General features: G+C 72.4%; 17 protein-coding genes. 9 read left to right on the forward strand and 8 right to left on the reverse strand.

Annotated elements, in window-relative coordinates; genetic code table 11:
- The first annotated feature begins 83 nt into the window (after positions 1–83).
- From ACFW48_RS32010 to mug, 5 genes are all read left to right on the forward strand, one after another.
- Entirely contained in the window at positions 84–1,439 is a 1,356-nt protein-coding gene (locus tag ACFW48_RS32010) for a hemolysin family protein (RefSeq protein WP_386320894.1), read from the forward strand.
- Positions 1,436–2,476: a hemolysin family protein gene (locus ACFW48_RS32015; protein ID WP_386320897.1), complete on the forward strand. Its 1,041-nt coding sequence runs from the start codon at positions 1,436–1,438 to the stop codon at positions 2,474–2,476. Before ACFW48_RS32010 ends, ACFW48_RS32015 begins: the two co-directional genes overlap by 4 nt.
- Before the next feature lie 78 nt (positions 2,477–2,554).
- Positions 2,555–3,337, forward strand: coding sequence for an SGNH/GDSL hydrolase family protein (locus ACFW48_RS32020; RefSeq protein WP_386320899.1), 783 nt, complete (start codon positions 2,555–2,557; stop codon positions 3,335–3,337).
- A gap of 85 nt (positions 3,338–3,422) precedes the next feature.
- Positions 3,423–4,865 (forward strand): adenylosuccinate lyase, encoded by a 1,443-nt coding sequence (purB, locus tag ACFW48_RS32025; RefSeq protein ID WP_386320901.1) that lies wholly within the window; start codon positions 3,423–3,425, stop codon positions 4,863–4,865.
- On the forward strand, positions 4,862–5,413 hold the full coding sequence (gene mug / locus ACFW48_RS32030) for a G/U mismatch-specific DNA glycosylase (RefSeq protein ID WP_386321186.1): 552 nt from the start codon (positions 4,862–4,864) through the stop codon (positions 5,411–5,413). The genes purB and mug overlap by 4 nt, the downstream gene beginning before the upstream one ends.
- Positions 5,414–5,432: 19 nt before the next feature.
- Here the strand turns inward: mug and ACFW48_RS32035 are convergent, their stop codons facing one another.
- Genes ACFW48_RS32035 through ACFW48_RS32045 form a run of 3 tightly spaced genes read right to left on the reverse strand, consistent with a single transcriptional unit; the run spans position 5,433 to position 7,579 of the window.
- On the reverse strand, positions 5,433–5,873 hold the full coding sequence (locus tag ACFW48_RS32035) for a hypothetical protein (RefSeq protein ID WP_386320904.1): 441 nt from the start codon (positions 5,871–5,873) through the stop codon (positions 5,433–5,435).
- A 57-nt stretch (positions 5,874–5,930) separates the two neighbouring features.
- On the reverse strand, positions 5,931–6,656 hold the full coding sequence (locus ACFW48_RS32040; RefSeq protein ID WP_386320906.1) for an ABC transporter permease: 726 nt from the start codon (positions 6,654–6,656) through the stop codon (positions 5,931–5,933).
- 2 nt (positions 6,657–6,658) lie between these two features.
- The gene (locus ACFW48_RS32045) at positions 6,659–7,579 is read right to left on the reverse strand and encodes an ABC transporter ATP-binding protein (RefSeq protein ID WP_386320909.1); all 921 of its coding nucleotides are present in this window, start codon (positions 7,577–7,579) and stop codon (positions 6,659–6,661) included.
- A gap of 108 nt (positions 7,580–7,687) precedes the next feature.
- Between ACFW48_RS32045 and ACFW48_RS32050 the strand changes: the two genes are divergently transcribed.
- The 3 genes from ACFW48_RS32050 to ACFW48_RS32060 all read left to right on the forward strand — a co-directional run bounded on the left by ACFW48_RS32050 (position 7,688) and on the right by ACFW48_RS32060 (position 10,786).
- On the forward strand, positions 7,688–8,854 hold the full coding sequence (locus tag ACFW48_RS32050) for a sensor histidine kinase (protein ID WP_386320912.1): 1,167 nt from the start codon (positions 7,688–7,690) through the stop codon (positions 8,852–8,854).
- Between the two features lie 14 nt (positions 8,855–8,868).
- Positions 8,869–9,531, forward strand: a complete 663-nt coding sequence (locus ACFW48_RS32055) for a response regulator (RefSeq protein ID WP_375905653.1) — start codon at positions 8,869–8,871, stop codon at positions 9,529–9,531.
- Between the two features lie 100 nt (positions 9,532–9,631).
- On the forward strand, positions 9,632–10,786 hold the full coding sequence (locus ACFW48_RS32060; RefSeq protein ID WP_386320914.1) for an ROK family transcriptional regulator: 1,155 nt from the start codon (positions 9,632–9,634) through the stop codon (positions 10,784–10,786).
- A 63-nt stretch (positions 10,787–10,849) separates the two neighbouring features.
- Here ACFW48_RS32060 and ACFW48_RS32065 read toward each other — a convergent pair whose 3' ends face one another.
- Both ACFW48_RS32065 and ACFW48_RS32070 read right to left on the reverse strand, forming a co-directional pair.
- A complete protein-coding gene (locus ACFW48_RS32065) occupies positions 10,850–11,611 on the reverse strand; it encodes a GntR family transcriptional regulator (protein ID WP_386320917.1) in 762 nt (253 codons plus the stop codon).
- Between the two features lie 178 nt (positions 11,612–11,789).
- Positions 11,790–12,677: an RNA polymerase sigma-70 factor gene (locus ACFW48_RS32070; protein WP_386320919.1), complete on the reverse strand. Its 888-nt coding sequence runs from the start codon at positions 12,675–12,677 to the stop codon at positions 11,790–11,792.
- Between the two features lie 221 nt (positions 12,678–12,898).
- Between ACFW48_RS32070 and ACFW48_RS32075 the strand changes: the two genes are divergently transcribed.
- Positions 12,899–13,777: an alpha/beta fold hydrolase gene (locus tag ACFW48_RS32075; RefSeq protein ID WP_386320921.1), complete on the forward strand. Its 879-nt coding sequence runs from the start codon at positions 12,899–12,901 to the stop codon at positions 13,775–13,777.
- Here the strand turns inward: ACFW48_RS32075 and ACFW48_RS32080 are convergent.
- From ACFW48_RS32080 to ACFW48_RS32090, 3 genes are all read right to left on the reverse strand, one after another.
- Entirely contained in the window at positions 13,729–14,598 is an 870-nt protein-coding gene (locus ACFW48_RS32080) for an esterase/lipase family protein (protein ID WP_386320924.1), read from the reverse strand. The two genes, ACFW48_RS32075 and ACFW48_RS32080, sit on opposite strands and share 49 nt — an antisense overlap.
- 702 nt (positions 14,599–15,300) lie before the next feature.
- Complete coding sequence (locus ACFW48_RS32085; protein ID WP_386320926.1) at positions 15,301–16,569, reverse strand: beta-ketoacyl-[acyl-carrier-protein] synthase family protein; 1,269 nt, start codon at positions 16,567–16,569, stop codon at positions 15,301–15,303.
- Positions 16,566–16,823 (reverse strand): acyl carrier protein, encoded by a 258-nt coding sequence (locus ACFW48_RS32090; protein ID WP_386320929.1) that lies wholly within the window; start codon positions 16,821–16,823, stop codon positions 16,566–16,568. Before ACFW48_RS32090 ends, ACFW48_RS32085 begins: the two co-directional genes overlap by 4 nt.
- Positions 16,824–16,843 lie beyond the last annotated feature (20 nt).

Below are 16,843 nucleotides of genomic sequence, written 5' to 3' on the forward strand. Positions count from 1 at the left end.
GGGTCCGCCCACGGCGCCTCCCTCGGCGCACGACGTCGCGCGATCCTCCGCGTCCTGGCCGATCATGGATCCGAGGTGACCCGATGACCGAAGTGCTCCTGCTGCTGGTGGCGATCCTGCTCTGTCTCGTGTGCGGCGCCTTCGTCGCGGCCGAGTTCTCGCTGACCACCGTCGAGCGCGGCGAACTGGAGCGGGCGGCGGCGCGCGGCGAGCGGGGCGCGGCGAGCGCCCTGAAGGCCGTACGGAACCTGACCTTCCAGCTCTCCGGGGCGCAACTCGGCATCACGGTCACCAACCTGGTGGTCGGCATGCTCGCCGAGCCCTCGGTCGCGGCGCTCATCTCGGGCCCGCTGGAGAGTGTGGGGGTGTCGCGCTCGGCGGCCTCCTCGCTGGCGCTGGTGCTGGGCACGGCCCTGTCGACGGTCTTCCTGATGATCGTCGGCGAGCTGGTGCCGAAGAACTGGGCGATCTCCTCACCGCTGGCCGTCGCCAAGCGGGTGGGCGGTCCGCAGCGCTGGTTCAGCGCCGCCTTCCGGCCCTTCATCACCCACCTGAACAACACGGCCAACCGCATCGTGCGCGTCTTCGGTATGGAGCCCGCCGAGGAGCTGGCCTCGGCGCGTGGGCCGCAGGAGCTGGCGGCGCTCGCCCGGCACTCGGCCAAGGAGGGCGCGCTGGAGGCGGACACCGCCGAGTTGTTCGTACGGACCCTGAACCTGGCCGACCTGACGGCACAGAACGTGATGACCCCGCGCGTGCAGGTCGTCGCCCTCGACGCCCGGGCGACGTGCGAGGACGTGGCGAACGCGACGCGGGCTACCGGGCTGTCCCGGTTCCCCGTCTACCAGGACACCCTCGACGCCGTGGTGGGCACCGCGCACGTCAAGGACGTCCTGGCGGTGCCCGCCGAGCGGCGGCCCGGTATGCCGGTCGCCGAGCTGATGCGCGAGCCGCTGCTCGTCCCGGAGTCACTGACCGTCGACCGGCTGCTGGACCGGCTCTCCGGGCGGCGCACGATGGCCGTCGTGATCGACGAGTACGGCGGGACGGCGGGCGTGGCCACGCTGGAGGACATCGTCGAGGAGGTCGTCGGCGAGGTGCGGGACGAGCACGATCCGCACGAGACGCCCGAGCTGGACACGGCCGGCACCGACGAGCAGGGGCACGCCCTGTACTGGGCCGACGGCGCGGCCCGTGTGGACCGGCTGTCGCGTCTGGGACTCAGGGTGCCCGAGGGGCCTTACGAGACGGTCGCCGGGCTGGTCGCGGCCGGGCTGGGGCACATCCCCGCCGTCGGCGACACTCTGGAGGTCGCCGGCTGGCGGCTGGACGTCGTGGACGCCACGGGTCGCAGGGCGGCCCGGGTACTGCTGCACGCGCCGCTCGACGACGCGCGCACCGCCGCCGACGACGCAGACGAAGGGGAGGCCGGCCGGTGACCGCCGTACAGCTGCTGATCGGTCTGGCGACGCTCGTCGTCAACGCGTTCTTCGTGGGCGCCGAGTTCGCGCTGATCTCCGTGCGCCGCAGCCAGGTGGAGCAGTACGTCGAGGCAGGAGCTGCGGGGGCGGCGGGGGTGGGGGGCGACCGGCGTGCCAAGAGCGTGCTGTGGGGTCTGGAGCATGTGTCGGCGCTGATGGCGGCGGCCCAGCTGGGCATCACGCTGTGCACGCTGGTCCTCGGTGTGGTCGCGGAGCCGGCGATCGCGCACCTGCTGGAGCCGGTGTTCCACGCGGTGGGCATGCCGTCCGGCGCGGGGCACGCGGTGTCCTTCGTGATCGCCCTCGCGCTGGCGACGTATCTGCACATGCTGCTCGGCGAGATGGTGCCGAAGAACATCGCGCTGGCCGAGCCGGTGCGCAGCGCGCTGCTGCTCGGACCGCCGCTGGTGGCGTTGTCGCGAGCGCTGCGCCCGGTGATCTTCACGGTCAACGCCTTCGCGAACGCGCTGCTCAAGCTGCTCAGGGTCGAGACGAAGGACGAGGTCTCGGCGACCTTCACGGACGCGGAGCTGGCCGAGATCGTCAAGGACGCCAGTGAGGCGGGGTTGATCGACGACCGGGCCCAGGAACGGCTGCACGACGCCCTGGAGCTGGGCCGGCGGCCGGTGCGGGACGTGGTGCTGCCGCTGGAACGCGTCGTCCACGCGCGCGTGGGCATCACTCCGGAGCAGTTGGAGCGGCTGTCGGCGGAGTCCGGGTTCTCCCGTTTCCCGGTGGTGGACGACGGGCGGCGGATCGTCGGCTATCTGCACGTGAAGGACGCTTTGGACGCCTCGCCGCGGGACGTGCCGTTCCGGCTGCGGGACATGCGGCCCATCGCGCGGGTCCGGGAGCGGACCCCGCTGGACGACGTGCTCACCGCGATGCGCCGCAGCCGTACGCATCTGGCGGCCGTGATCGGCTCCGACGGGCGGCTGGCGGGCCTGGTGACCATGGAGGACGTGCTGCGGGAGCTGTTCGGACAGCGGACGTGAGCCTCCTCATGGCTCTCCCAGGCCCGGCGAAGGGCGACCGACCGGCGGGTATGTGCAGGCGCTACCATTTCTGTCGCCATGCAGACGAATCCCACTCACGCCAGCCTTGTCACTGTCGGCGACTCCTTCACGGAGGGCATGTCGGACCTGCTGCCCGACGGCTCCTACCGGGGCTGGGCCGACCTCCTCGCCGCTCGGATGGCCGCCCGGTCCCCCGGTTTCCGGTACGCGAACCTCGCGGTGCGCGGGAAGCTGATCGGGCAGATCGTCGACGAGCAGGTCGACGTGGCGGCGGCCATGGGAGCCGACGTGATCACGCTGGTCGGCGGGCTCAACGACACACTGCGGCCCAAGTGCGACATGGCCCGGGTACGGGATCTGCTGACGCAGGCCGTGGAGCGGCTCGCGCCGAACTGCAAGCAGCTGGTGCTGATGCGCAGTCCGGGCCGTCAGGGTCCGGTGCTGGAGCGGTTCCGGCCGCGCATGGAGGCCCTGTTCGCCATCATCGACGACCTGTCCACGCGGCACGGCGCCGTGGTCGTCGACCTGTACGGGGCCGACTCGCTGGCCGACCCGCGCCTGTGGGACGTGGACCGGCTGCACCTGACCGCGGAGGGGCACCGCCGGGTCGCGGAGGCCGTGTGGCAGTCGCTCGGCTACGAACCCGAGGATCCCGAGTGGCACGCGCCGATCCCGGCGACGCCGCCGCCGGGGTGGGTCATGCGCCGGACCGCTGACGTCCGGTTCGCGCGGCAGTACCTGCTGCCCTGGATAGGCCGCAGGCTGACGGGCCGGTCGTCCGGGGACGGCCTGCCGCCCAAGCGTCCGGAGCTGCTGCCGTACGAGGACCTGGCGCCGTGATCCCCGGGCGCACGCGCCGTTCGTAGGTTCCGACGAAGGGCCCCGTGGGGCTGGCCTGCAGGAATCGCCAGTAGAATCCGTTCACGTGACTTCCGCTCCCGCCAAGCCCCGCATCCCGAACGTCCTCGCCGGACGCTACGCCTCCGCCGAGCTCGCCACGCTCTGGTCGCCCGAGCAGAAGGTGAAGCTCGAGCGGCAGCTCTGGCTCGCCGTGCTGCGGGCCCAGAAGGACCTCGGCATCGAGGTGCCCGACGCCGCGATCGCCGACTACGAGCGCGTCCTCGACCAGGTCGACCTGGCCTCGATCGCCGAGCGCGAGAAGGTCACGCGGCACGACGTGAAGGCGCGGATCGAGGAGTTCAACGACCTCGCCGGGCACGAGCACGTGCACAAGGGCATGACCTCCCGCGACCTGACGGAGAACGTCGAGCAGCTCCAGGTCCGGCTCTCGCTGGAGCTGATCCGCGACCGCTCCGTCGCCGTCCTGGCCCGGCTGGGCAAGCTGGCCGGTGAGTACGCCGAGCTGGTCATGGCCGGCCGCTCCCACAACGTCGCCGCTCAGGCCACGACGCTGGGCAAGCGCTTCGCCACCGCGGCCGACGAGCTGCTCGTCGCCCACGGCCGGGTGGAGGAGCTGCTCGGCCGCTACCCGCTGCGCGGCATCAAGGGCCCGGTCGGCACCGCTCAGGACATGCTGGACCTGCTCGGCGGGGACGCGGGCAAGCTCGCGGAGCTGGAGCAGCGGATCGCCGGGCACCTGGGCTTCTCGCAGGCGTTCACCTCGGTCGGCCAGGTCTACCCCCGCTCGCTGGACTACGAGGTCGTCACCGCGCTGGTGCAGCTGGCCGCGGCGCCGTCCTCGCTGGCGAAGACGATCCGGCTGATGGCCGGGCACGAGCTGGTCACCGAGGGCTTCAAGCCCGGCCAGGTCGGCTCCTCGGCGATGCCGCACAAGATGAACACCCGCTCCTGCGAGCGCGTCAACGGCCTGATGGTGATCCTGCGCGGCTACGCGTCGATGACCGGCGAGCTGGCGGGCGACCAGTGGAACGAGGGCGACGTGTCCTGCTCGGTGGTGCGCCGCGTGGCCCTCCCCGACGCGTTCTTCGCCCTCGACGGGCTGCTGGAGACGTTCCTGACCGTGCTCGACGAGTTCGGTGCCTTCCCGGCCGTCGTGGCCCGGGAGCTGGACCGTTACCTGCCGTTCCTCGCCACCACCAAGGTCCTCATGGGCGCGGTGCGGGCCGGTGTCGGCCGCGAGGTCGCGCACGAGGCGATCAAGGAGAACGCCGTGGCCTCCGCGCTGGCGATGCGCGAGCAGGGCGCCGAGCGCAACGAACTGCTCGACAAGCTGGCCGCCGACGAGCGCATCCCGCTGGACCGGGCCGGGCTGGACGCGCTGATGGCCGACAAGCTGTCCTTCACCGGCGCCGCGGCCGACCAGGTCGGCGTCCTCGTCGGCCGGATCGAGGAGATCGTCAAGCAGCACCCGGCGGCCGCCGGCTACACCCCGGGAGCCATCCTCTGACGCGCTTCACCAGGGCCGAGCTGGAGGCCGCCCGCGACCGTCTCGTACCGGACGTCGTCGCGGACGGCCTCCACGTGCTGTTCTGCGGGATCAACCCCGGCCTGATGACGGCGGTGACGGGCCACCACTTCGCCCGTCCCGGCAACCGCTTCTGGCCGGTGCTGCATCTGTCCGGCTTCACGCCGCGGCTGCTGAAGCCGTCGGAGCAGGGCGAGCTGCCGTCGTACGGGCTCGGCATCACGAACGTCGTCGCGCGGGCCAGCGCGCGGGCGGACGAGCTGACCGCCGCGGAGTACCGGGAGGGCGGCCGGCTGCTGGCGCTGAAGGTGGCGCGGCTGCGGCCCCGCTGGCTGGCCGTGGTCGGTGTCACCGCGTACCGCGCCGCGTTCGACGACCGGAAGGCGCGGGTGGGTCCGCAGGAGCGGACGATCGGGGACACGCGCGTGTGGGTGCTGCCCAACCCCAGCGGGCTCAACGCGCACTGGACGGCCCAGACGATGGCGGAGGAGTTCGCCCGGCTGCGGGTCGCGGCGGAGGCGGAGGCGTAGGTGCGGGCGTGAGGGGCGGTCACGGTGGCGCCTGCTCCGTGACGACGGCCAGCAGCCGGACCTCGTCCGTCTCGTCCCGGTCGGCGACGGCCACCGCGACCCAGCGGCCGGTGCCCTCCGCCTCCCACAGGTACGCCACGCCCGCGCGGGCGCTGAGACCGGCCCACGGCTCGGGTATCTCCTCCTCGTCGGTCCGCAGCAGGACCGTCTGCAGATTCCAGGGGTCCGTCTCTCCCCAGCGCGGGGCGAATCGCTCGTAGAGGGCGTCGCGGCACTTCTCGTACTGGCCCACCGTCACCGCCCGCTCTCCCTGGTCGCCGCCGCGCAGGCCGTGGCTGCTCTCCAGCACCGCCACGAAGTGGCCCGGCCCCCCGCCGCCCCCGGTCGACGGGCCGTGCTCCGCCGGGAAGGGCCGGAAGCACAACTCGTCGATGAGGGCGATGTGCTGCGCGATGTTCATGCAGTCCAGTAAACCGGCCGCCACTGACAATTGGCGGGGCGTCAGTCACGGACGGTGTCAGGCGTCCCGGCTGCGCAGCCGCCAGGCGCCGGCGAGGAGGGCCGCCGTCGCCCACAGCGCGGTCACCGCGAGACCGGCCCAGGGCCCCAGAGTTCCCTCGTGCGTCTGGTACAGGGCGACTTGCCCTGCCTTGTCCGGCAGGAAGTCGGTGACGCCGCCCGCCACGTCCCCGATCACGAAGGAGACGATGAGGACGAACGGGATCAGGGTGGACAGAGTGGCCACGCCGCTGCGGAACAGGGCGGTGAGGCCGGCCGCGAGCAGGGCCATGAGCATGAAGTAGATCCCGCAGCCCACGACGCCTCGTACCTGTTCTCCGGTGGTGAGTCCGCTCGCCGCCGAGCCGAGGCCCGCCCGGGCCGCGACGAGGGCGACGAACGCGGTGAGCAGCCCCACGGTGAGGGTCGGTACGGCGACGACCACGAGCTTCGCCGCGAACCACGGTCCGCGCCGTGGAACGGCTGCCAGGGAGAGCCGGATCCCGTTGCCGTGGTACTCGGACGAGACGACCATGGCCCCGAAGGCGATGGCGGCGATCTGGCCGGGCATGACGCCGGAGAGGGACATGAACAGCGGGTCGAAGTCCGGGTCGGAGGTGTCGGAGACCCCGGCCAGCGCGGAGAAGGCGGTGGTGACCGCGAACACGGCCAGCAGGGTGCCGCACAGCGAGCGCAGGGTGCGGACCTTGAGCGCCTCCGAGCGGAGTACGGGCGTGAAGTACATGGTCAGGCCTCCTGGGGCTGTGCGGTGAACTCGGCCTCGGCGGCCGTCAGGTCGAGATAGGCCTGTTCCAACGTGCCTTCGTCCGATGTCAGTTCCAGGACGGGTACGCCCGCGCCGGACACGATCCGGCCGATGTCGTCCACGCGCGCGTGGTGCACGGTCCAGTACCCGTCGTCGTGTTCCACGGCGTCGTGGCCGTGCCGGGCGAGGGCGGCCTTCAGCGCGTCGGCGTCCGACGTACGGACGCGGACACGCGGCTGCACGCGCGCGTCGATGAACTCCCGCATCGGCGTGTCGGCGAGCAGGCGGCCCCGGCCGAGGACGACCAGGTGGTCGGCGAAGGACGCGGTCTCGTTCATCAGGTGGCTGGAGACCAGGACCGTGCGTCCCTCGGCCGCGAGCCGGCGCAGCAGTTCGCGGATCCAGATGATTCCCTCGGGGTCCAGCCCGTTGGAGGGCTCGTCCAGCATCACCACTTCGGGGTCGCCCAACAGGGCGGCGGCGATGCCCAGCCGCTGGCGCATGCCCAGGGAGTAGGTCCTCACCCGGTGGCGTGCCACCGACGCGATGCCCGTCTCCTCCATCACCTCGTCGACCCGGCGCGACGGTACGCGGTTGCTCGCCGCCAGGACGCGCAGGTGGTTCCGGGCGGTGCGCGAGCCGTGGGCGGCGTGCGCGTCGAGCAGGGCGCCGACGTGCCGCAACGGCTCGTGGAGGGCGGCGTAGGGGCGTCCGCCGACGGTCGCGGTCCCGGCGGTGGGCCGGTCGAGGCCGAGGACGAGCCGCATGGTGGTGGACTTCCCGGCGCCGTTGGGGCCGAGGAAGCCGGTGACCCGGCCGGGGCGCACGGTGAAGGTGAGGTCGTCGACGGCTCGTCGGGTGCCGTACTCCTTGGTGAGGTTCTGGACGTCGATGCTGGTCATGGCACCACCGTGCCGGTTCGCACGGGGGCGGGTCCTCCCCCGCCGGTGGAGATCGTCTCCCCCGTGCGGGGGAGGCCGGCTGTCAGTGGCGGCTGGCACGATGACGTGATGGTCCACTTGCTGCGCCCGTTCGGCCGGGCGGTGACGTACACACGATGGCTGCATCTGTTCATGGCCGTCGTGTGGCCGGCCATGTGGATATTCGTCGACGACAAGTGGGCGTTCGCGTCGGTGGTGCCGCTGGCGGTGGCCGGTCTGGTGCCGGCGATGCGAGTGGTGGAAGGCATGCAGGCCAGGCTGCTGCTGACCGGCCATCGGCCGGACGACTCAAGGACGGACATCGTCGTCGCGCCGTCCGTCACGTGGGCCGACCGAGGACGCACGGTCGTGTGGCTGGAGGCCCGCCTGTTCCTCGGCTTCTGCGTCGCGATGCTCACCGTCCAGCTCCCCCTCCTCTCCATCGACCTGGTGACGCTGGCACGAGGCGGGCAGCAGGGGGACGGTTCGTACCTCCGTCTCGCGGACCACCACTGGTGGTACGCGCTGCTTTCGCCGCTGCCGCTCGTGCTGCTCGCCGTGGTCGTCGTCGGCTCGGGAGAGCTGATCACCCGGCTCGCCCTCCGCCTGCTCGGCCCCTCCCCCGCGGAACGCCTCGCCGCCCTCGAGGAGCGCACCGAGCAGCTCCTGGAGCGCAACCGCATCGCCCGCGAGCTGCACGACTCCATCGGCCACGCGCTGACCGTCGCCGTCGTGCAGGCGGGGGCCGCCCGCGCGGCGAACAGCGCCGAGTTCACCGACCGGGCCCTGACCGCGATCGAGGAGACCGGCAGGGCGGCCCTGGAGGACCTGGAGCGGGTGCTCGGCGTCCTGCGGGAGGCGGAGAAACCCGTGAGTGCCAGACCGACCCTCGCGGACGCCGACCGTCTCCTGGAGTCCGCCCGCGCGTCGGGGGCCAAGGTCGACGCCGACGTCACGGGCCCGCTGGAGACCCTGCCGGGCCCGGTCTCCCGCGAGGGCTACCGCATCCTCCAGGAGGCGCTGACCAATGTGCTGCGGCACGCGGGGGCGGTGCCCGCGCGGGTCCGCGTCGAGGTCGCGGACGGCGCGCTCACCCTGGAGGTGCGCAATCCGCTGCCGGACGGGAGAGTCACGCCCGGACGCGGCAGCGGGCTGCGCGGCATACGCGAGCGGGCCGCGCTGCTGGGCGGGCGGGCGCACACGGGGCCCGACGACACCGGTGACTGGCAGGTGCGCGTCGAGCTGCCGCCGGGCTGATCTACGCTGGCCGGATGCCGGTCAGAGTGCTCCTCGTCGACGACGAACCCCTCGTACGCGCAGGCCTGCGGGCGGTGCTGGAGGCGCAGCCGGACATCGAGGTGGTCGGCGAGGCGGCCGACGGGGCGGCGGTCATTCCGCTGGTGCGGCAGGTACGGCCGGACGTGGTCGCCATGGACGTCCGGATGCCGCTGCTGGACGGCATCGAGGCCACGCGCGCACTGCTGCGGACGGTGGCCGATCCGCCGAAGATCCTCGTCGTGACGACCTTCGAGAACGACGAGTACGTGTACGAGGCGCTGCGCGCCGGCGCCGACGGGTTCCTGCTGAAGCGGGCCCGGCCGGCCGAGATCGTGCACGCGGTGCGGCTGATCGCCGAGGGCGAGTCCCTGCTGTTCCCGGCCTCGGTGCGGCAGCTCGCCGCCGAGTACGGCGACGGCGGCGGGAACCGCGCGGCTCGCGCCGTGTTGGAGCGGGCACAGCTGACCGAGCGGGAGGGCGAGGTGCTGCGGCTGATGGCGCGCGGGTTGTCGAACGCGGAGATCGCCGCCCGGCTGGTCGTCGGCACGGAGACGGTGAAGTCGCACGTGAGCTCGGTGCTGGCGAAGCTGGGGGCACGGGACCGCACGCAGGCGGTGATCACGGCGTACGAGTCGGGCTTCGTGGCGCCGGGGTGAGGCACTCCGGCGGGCCGGGAACGGGCGGACCGGCACTCGCCGGGGCGGAGCGGGCCGAGTACGATCCGGCCAACACGCGCACGAGCTGGGAGGACGGACGTTGGGCGGGCTGACCGGCGGGGATCCGTCGCTGCTGCGGAGGATCAACTCCGCTGTGGTGTTGCACGCGTTGCGTGCCACGGACTGCGCGACGCTGACCGAGATCACCCGGGTGACGGGGCTGTCCCGGCCGACCGTCGAGGGTGTCGTCGAAGGGCTCATCGAGGCGGGTCTCGTCGTCGAGGCGGCCGCCGACGAGGGCGCGGCCCGACGGCAGGGGCGGCCCGCACGGCGGTTCAGGTTCCGGGCGGAGGCCGGGCATCTGCTGGGTCTCGAGATCGGGCCGCACCGCGTCGCCGCGCTCCTGTCCGACCTGGACGGCCGGGTCATCGGCGCCCAGGCCAAGGACGTCGACGAGACCGCCCCGGCGGACGAGCGGCTGGAGCGGCTGCGCAGCGCGGTCGCCGAACTGCTGCGCCGGGCCGGTGTCGCGCGCGGCTCGCTGCGGGCCGTGGGCGCGGCGACGCCCGGGATCGTCGAGGCGGACGGCACGGTGCGGCTGAGCACCGCGCTGCCCGAGTGGACGGGGCTGCGGCTGGGTGAACGGCTGAGCCGTTCCTTCAAGTGCCCGGTGCTGGTCGAGAACGACGCGAACGCGGCGGCGGTCGCCGAGCACTGGAAGGGCGCCGCCACCGAGTCCGACGACATCGTGTTCGTGCTGGCCGGGCTGAGCCCGGGCGCCGGGGCGCTGATCGGCGGGCGGCTGCACCGGGGGTACGGCGGGGCGGCCGGCGAGATCGGCGCACTGCATCTGCTGGGCCGGGACGTGACGCCGGAGACGCTGCTGTCCACCACGGGCCGGCCGCTGCACCCGCTGGACGAGCAGGCGGTCGCCAGGGTGTTCGCCGAGGCCCGTGAGGGCGACCAGCGGGCACGCGCGGCCGTCGAGCGTTTCATCCAGCGGCTGGTGCACGACGTGGCGGCGCTGGTGCTTGCCCTCGACCCGGAACTCGTCGTCGTCGGCGGCTGGGCGGCCGGGCTGGACGGCGTCCTGGAGCCGCTGCGCCGGGAGCTGGCCCGCTACTGCCTGCGCCCGCCGAAGGTGACCCTGTCGCTCCTCGGCGAGGCCGCGGTGGCGACGGGCTCGCTGCGGCTGGCCCTCGACCACGTGGAGGAGCAGTTGTTCGCGGTGGAGGGGGCGACGGCCCGGCGCTGAGCCGCGCCGGTCCGCAGCAGAGGCGGGGTCCGGCCTTCAGAAGGTGCCCGGGCCGTCCGGGACTCAGGAGGCGCGGGTCTCGGGGCCGTGGTGGATCTCCAGGTCGCCGGAGTCCCCGAACGTCAGCCGACAGGTGTCCGCGCGGTAGGTGGCGACGGAGAGCGCGGCGGTGCGGCCCTCGGCGAGGTATCGGGTGGTGACCACGAGGACGGGCGCTCCCGGGAGCCGGTCCAGTTCCTTCGCGTCCTCCGCTCCGGCCGACCCGAGTTCCACGGCGCTCTCCCGCCGCTCCAGTTCGCCGCGCTGCAGTTCGCGGAGCACGACCCGCGCGCGTGCGGCGCCGGAGGGCGCGTCGATGGCGGTGAGGTCGGGCACCGAGGCCGGCGGGACGTAGAGCAGCTCCGCCGCTACGGGCTGGCCGTGCGACACACGGGAGCGGCGGACGATGTGCACGGTCTCGTCCCGGCCGGTGCCCAGGGCGTCGGCGACGGCCGCGGGCGGAGCGGCCGGCACGCAGTCGGCCGGTTCCCAGGCGTCACCGGCCGTTCCCGGCCAGGCGTGTCGCTCGGTACCGACGGCCACGCCGACGCGCGGCGGGGCGACGGTCGTACCGACGCCTCGGCGGCGCTGGAGCCTGCCTTCCAGTTCGAGCTGTTCCAGGGCCTGCCGGAGCGTGGCGCGGGCGACGCCGAAGCGGGCGGCGAGGTCGCGCTCGTTGGGCAGGACCTCGCCCACCGAGAACTCCGAGTCCAGGGCCTCGCTGAGCACGGTCCTGAGATGCCAGTACTTCGGTTCCGGCACCGATTCCAACTGCGTGGTCCCCACCCTGTCCTCCGCAATCGCCGTGTCCGGCGGCGTTTTGACGCCCTTGTTTATTAAAGGTTGTTGCAGTTGTCTGCGACCATAAAACGGCCCACACCCTTGGTCAAGACCAATCCCGCGACAGGACGGCGAAGCCCCCGTCACGGGACGGGGGCTTGGGGGCGCGGCGGATGGCGCGCGGCTAGGCGAGGGCCTCCAGTACGCGCAGTTTGTCCGGGTTGCGAATGATGTACACCGACTGGATGCGCCCGTCGGCCACGTCCAGCTGGAAGACGGAGTCGGGCCTGCCCCCGGACAGGGCCAGCAGAGCCGGGCCGCCGTTGAGCTCCAGGAACCGGAAGGAGAAGTCCGGGATCCCCTTCTGTGCGGCGCCGAGCAGGAAACGGCCCACCTTGTCGGAGCTCTCCACCACGCGCAGCGGCGCCTTGGACTTGCCACCGCTGTCGCCCACCAGCCGGACGTCCGGCGCGAGCAGCGCCATCAGCCCTTCCAGGTCGCCGTCGACCGCGGCGGCGAGGAAGCGTTCGGTGAGGTCCCGGCGCTGCGCCGGGTCGACGTCGTAGCGGGGCCGCCGCTCGTCGACGTGCTTGCGGGCCCGCCCGGCGAGCTGCCGCACCGCGGCCTCCCCGCGCTCCAGCATGGCGGCGATCTCGGCGTACGGGTAGCCGAACGCCTCCCGCAGGACGAAGACCGCCCGCTCCAGCGGTGACAGCGACTCCAGGACGACCAGCACGGCGAAGGACACCGAGTCGGCGAGGACGGCCCGCTCGGCGGTGTCCGGCACGGCGTCCCCGAAGTCGGTGACATAGGGCTCCGGCAACCAGGGACCGACGTACGTCTCGCCCCGCGACTTGATCTGGCGCAGCCGGTCGATGGCCAGGCGGGTGGTGACGCGCACCAGGTATCCGCGCGCCTCCCGGACGCCGGACCGGTCGGCGCCGGACCAGCGCAGCCAGGCCTCCTGGACGACGTCCTCCGCGTCGGCGAGGCGGCCGAGCATGCGGTAGGCGACCCCCAGGAGGACGGGGCGGTGCTCTTCGAAGACATCGGTCGCGGTTTCGGTGGTCACCGTTCCATCCCAGCGGACGCGTGCGGCCGTGTCCAGGCGGAATCACCCCCGCCCGAAGCCGACCGGCGACCGGGGGCTACCCGTCGGTAGCTCTTACTGACAAAGTGTCTACGCAACGTCCTCGTTCATCTGTTCCCGGCGACATGCGTTCCCCCAACGCGTGTTCCCACAACACGTGTTCCCACAACATGTGTTCCCGACAAGGAGCAACAAGGAGCCCCATGTCCGCAACGCTCTCCTTCACCGCCCCCACCGAGCACGGCCCGCAGGACATCACCCTCGCCTACACGCGCGTGGGCGAGGGCGAGCCGCTGCTACTGCTGCACGGCATAGGTCACCACCGGCAGGCCTGGGACCCGGTGGTCGACATCCTCGCGCCCGAGCGCGAGGTGATAGCCGTGGACCTGCCGGGGTTCGGGCAGTCATCCGCGCTGCCGCACAGCCTGCCGCACGATCTGCCGACGACGAGCGCGGTGCTCGGCGCCTTCTGTGCGGCGCTGGGGCTCGACCGGCCGCACGTGGCCGGCAACTCGCTGGGCGGTCTGCTGGCCCTGGAGCTCGGCCGCGAGAACCTGGTGCGGTCGGTGACGGCACTGTCCCCGGCCGGCTTCTGGACGCAGGCCGAGCGGCGCTACGCCTTCGGCGTCCTGATGGGGATGCGCCGGACCGCCCGGAGCCTGCCCCTCCCGCTGGTCGAGCGGCTGTCCCGCACCGCGGTCGGCCGCACCGCGCTGACGAGTACGATCTACGCCCGCCCCGGCCGCCGCTCCCCCGAGGCGGTCGTCGCCGAGACGCTGGCGCTCGCACACGCGCAGGGGTTCTCCGAGACGCTCCGGGCCGGACGGAGCGTGCTGTTCACCGACGACGTGCCCGGCGTCCCCGTCACCGTGGCGTGGGGCAACCGGGACCGGCTGCTCCTGCCCCGGCAGGGCATACGCGCCAAGCACGCCATTCCGCGGGCCCGCCTGGTACGGCTGCCCGGCTGCGGCCACGTCCCGATGAACGACGACCCGGCGCTGGTCGCCCGCGTTCTCCTGGACGCCAGCAGGGCTCAGTCGGCCAGGGCCTTGAGGACCTCTTTCAGCACGGTCGCGTTGTAGGGCATGCTCACGTGCGGGGTGTGGTCGTCCGGGTCGATGTCCTGGAGGACGATGTTGTTGACGTAGCGGCCCTCGATCTTCGCGAGGGCGCACGACGTGTACGGAGTGACCACGTCGTCGTACTGGGTGGCGATGACGGTGTGGCGGACGCCCTCCGTCGTCTCGCCGAGATCGGCCAGCTCGCGCTGGAAGGGGTGGTCGTGCTGGAGTTGCGGCCAGGCCGGCACGACCTCCCCGACGGCGCCCTGTTCGAGGAGTTCCACCGCGCCGGGAATCTGGCGGGCGAGGTTCATCAGCCCCTGTGCCGTGACTCCGTGGTTGCTGGGCGCGATGCCGACGAAGTTGCGCACCTTGGGTCCTCCGCCCAGGGCGTTCAGGTAGTAGCGCGGCATCATGCCGCCCTGCGAGAAGCCGACCACGTCGACCTCCTGGGCGCCGGTCCGGCGCAGCACCTCGTCGACGAAGTCCGCGAGCTGCCGGGCGGAGTGCTTGATGTCGCCCAGGCCGAAGATCACGGGGTTGCCGTGCTGGCCGTAGTCGAGCCGGAAGACCCGGTGACCGTGCTGCCGTAGCAGCGGTGTCGCCGTGTTCCAGGTGTAGCCCCGGTTGCCGAAGGTGCCGTGCACGAGCACCACCGGACGCGGATGCTCCTCGGTGGGCGGGGTGTTCCAGTCGTCTTCTCCCGCCTGTACGTCGACGGTCGCGATGACCTGCGCTCCGCAGGCCTGGGCGACCGCACGCAGGCGGTGCGGGGCCTCGGTGATGTCCGTGACGACGTCGTCCGAGTTGGCACCGGGGATACGGGGATTGAGGAAACTCACGGTCTTCTCCCTTTCGTTGGGGAATGGCTCGGAGTTCGAGCCGACTTCTCAGTCTCGCGTCCATCGAATTCCGCAACGATCCCTCGACCGGGGGAAAGAATTCACTCCATCACGGCAGCCGCAGATGCGGCTGCGTTGTGTGTTGAGGCTGGTCAGCGAGATGGTGGGGTGTCTGCGGGCATGGTTACGGCCATCGTGATCATGAACGTTTGTGACGGCGTTTCAGAACCAGGTGGCCGTGGCCCGGCGAGATCCGTACCTACCTCCGAGCCTTCCCCGAGCTGTCCCGATCGGCTGTGCGCGGAGCCGAAGCCCGCGCCCTGATCGCGAAGGCTCTCGCTGCCCTCGGGTGAATCCGTGCAACAGCGTGGAGCTGGCGATTCGGGAGGAGCGCCCTGCGCCCCGCCCGGTACCTGGCTGCCCCGAGTTCGCGCGGCTCGGTCAGCTCCGGAAGGCAGCGGGGATGGAGTACGACAGCACCACGGTCGCCGACTGCAACATCCTGCTTCGGATGTACGGGACCGGCCACTGATGGACACCGGCATCCAGATCGGCCCCACCGGCAAGGAACTCCTGCCGCTGACGGTAGAGAAACCTGAGTGACCGGCGGAGGCGCGGGCTGAGCGCGCTGGGCTCGTAGCGGGATCGGCGGCGGCCGGCGGAGAGGTCGTTCGGATGGCCGCTGCCGCCGCCTGGAGATGCTCACGGTGAAGGAGCGGCTGGCTCCTGGGCCGGTTCGGTGGGGCAGCTTCTGAAGGCGAGTACGGCGTTGTGGCCGCCGAAGCCGAAGGAATGGCTCAGGGCGAGGTCGACGGGCTGCGCCCGGCTGGTGCCGGTGACGGCGTTGATCTCGGTGTCTCCTTCCTGTTTCTCGAGGTTGGCCACGGGGGGCACCCGGCCGTGGGCCACGGACAGGGCGGTGATCGCCGCTTCGACCGCCCCGGCCGCGCCGAGCAGGTGGCCGAGGGTGCCCTTGACCGAGGTCACGGAGGGCTGGTGGGGGAAGAGGCGACGGATCAGACGGGCCTCGGCGGCGTCGTTGAGCGGCGTGCTGGTGCCGTGCGCGTTGATGTGCTGCACGTCCGCGGGGCGGGCTCCGGCGTCGTCGAGGGCCCGCCGCACGGCGAGGGCGGCGCCCTTGCCCTCGGGGTCGGGTGCCACGGGGTGGTGGGCGTCGGACGATGCTCCGTAGCCCGCCAGCAGAGCGTAGCCGGGGCGTCCGCGGGCCCTGGCCGCACTCGCCGGCTCCAGGACCAGGGCCGCACCGCCCTCCGCCATGACGAAGCCGTCCCGGGCGGTGTCGAAGGGCCGGGAGGCGGCCCGCGGGTCGTCGCCGCGCCGGGACAGCGCGCCCATCCGGTCGAAGCCGGTGACCCAGAAGGGCTGTACGACCGCGTCGGAGGCCCCCGCGACGGCGATGTCGCAGGCCCCGGAGCGCAGGAGTTGCAGGGCGGTGCCGATGGCGGTGGCGCCGGAGGCGCAGGCGGTGACCGTGCACAGCGCCGGGCCCCGGGCACGCAGGTGGATGGTGAGCTGTCCGGTGGCCATGTTGGGCAGGAACATCGGCAGCAGCAGCGGTGAGACGCGTGCCGTGCCCAGTTCGAGCAGTTTGCGGTGCTGTTCCAGCATGGTGCCGGTGCCGCCGGCCGAGCTGCCGAAGACCACCGCGACGCGGTCCGCGTCCCAGTCGGCAGGGTCCAGGCCGGCGTCGGAGACCGCCTCCAGGGCGGCGTAGAGGGCGAACTGGGTGAAGCGGTCGTACTGCCAGGGGCGTGAGCCGGGGACGTGGCCGCGGGGGGAGAAGTCCGGTACGAGGCAGGCGAAGTCGACCGGGAGACCCTTGAGTTCGGGGACGTACCGGGCGGTGGGGCGGCCCGCGCACACGCCGTCCCAGGTGGCCTCGCGGCCGGTGCCGGCCGGAGTGACCAGGCCGATCCCGGTGACGGCGACGTCGGGCCGGGCGCCGGTCACGGCTTGACGGCCTGGGCGATGAGGTCGGCCACGCCGGCCAGGGTGAGGTCCGGGTCGGCCTCGCCGTCCTGTACTTCGATGCCGAGTTCCTCGGTGAGTACGACGAAGAGCTCCACCACGGCCAGCGAGTCGAGGTCCAGCTGTTCGAAGGTCGCGGTGGGGACGATGGCCTCGGGGGGCACTTCGAACTTCCTGCTGAGAACCGAGGCGAGCAGGTCGTAGGCGCGGCTGTGGGGGGTGGTGTCGGTGGTCATGTCAGGGGTGTCCTTTCCGG

The sequence above is a fragment of the Streptomyces sp. NPDC058812 genome, from assembly GCF_042744565.1.
In the GTDB taxonomy this organism is placed as follows: domain Bacteria; phylum Actinomycetota; class Actinomycetes; order Streptomycetales; family Streptomycetaceae; genus Streptomyces; species Streptomyces thinghirensis.

Excerpts from the sequence above, each read along its gene's own strand:
- ACFW48_RS32010 (WP_386320894.1), top strand. The coding sequence starts at position 84 with ATGACCGAAGTGCTCCTGCTGCTGGTGGCGATCCTGCTCTGTCTCGTG.
- ACFW48_RS32050 (WP_386320912.1), top strand. The coding sequence starts at position 7,688 with ATGGTCCACTTGCTGCGCCCGTTCGGCCGGGCGGTGACGTACACACGA.
- ACFW48_RS32055 (WP_375905653.1), top strand. The coding sequence starts at position 8,869 with ATGCCGGTCAGAGTGCTCCTCGTCGACGACGAACCCCTCGTACGCGCA.
- ACFW48_RS32040 (WP_386320906.1), bottom strand. The coding sequence starts at position 6,656 with ATGTACTTCACGCCCGTACTCCGCTCGGAGGCGCTCAAGGTCCGCACC.
- ACFW48_RS32045 (WP_386320909.1), bottom strand. The coding sequence starts at position 7,579 with ATGACCAGCATCGACGTCCAGAACCTCACCAAGGAGTACGGCACCCGA.
- ACFW48_RS32075 (WP_386320921.1), top strand. The coding sequence starts at position 12,899 with ATGTCCGCAACGCTCTCCTTCACCGCCCCCACCGAGCACGGCCCGCAG.
- ACFW48_RS32020 (WP_386320899.1), top strand. The coding sequence starts at position 2,555 with ATGCAGACGAATCCCACTCACGCCAGCCTTGTCACTGTCGGCGACTCC.
- ACFW48_RS32090 (WP_386320929.1), bottom strand. The coding sequence starts at position 16,823 with ATGACCACCGACACCACCCCCCACAGCCGCGCCTACGACCTGCTCGCC.
- ACFW48_RS32035 (WP_386320904.1), bottom strand. The coding sequence starts at position 5,873 with ATGAACATCGCGCAGCACATCGCCCTCATCGACGAGTTGTGCTTCCGG.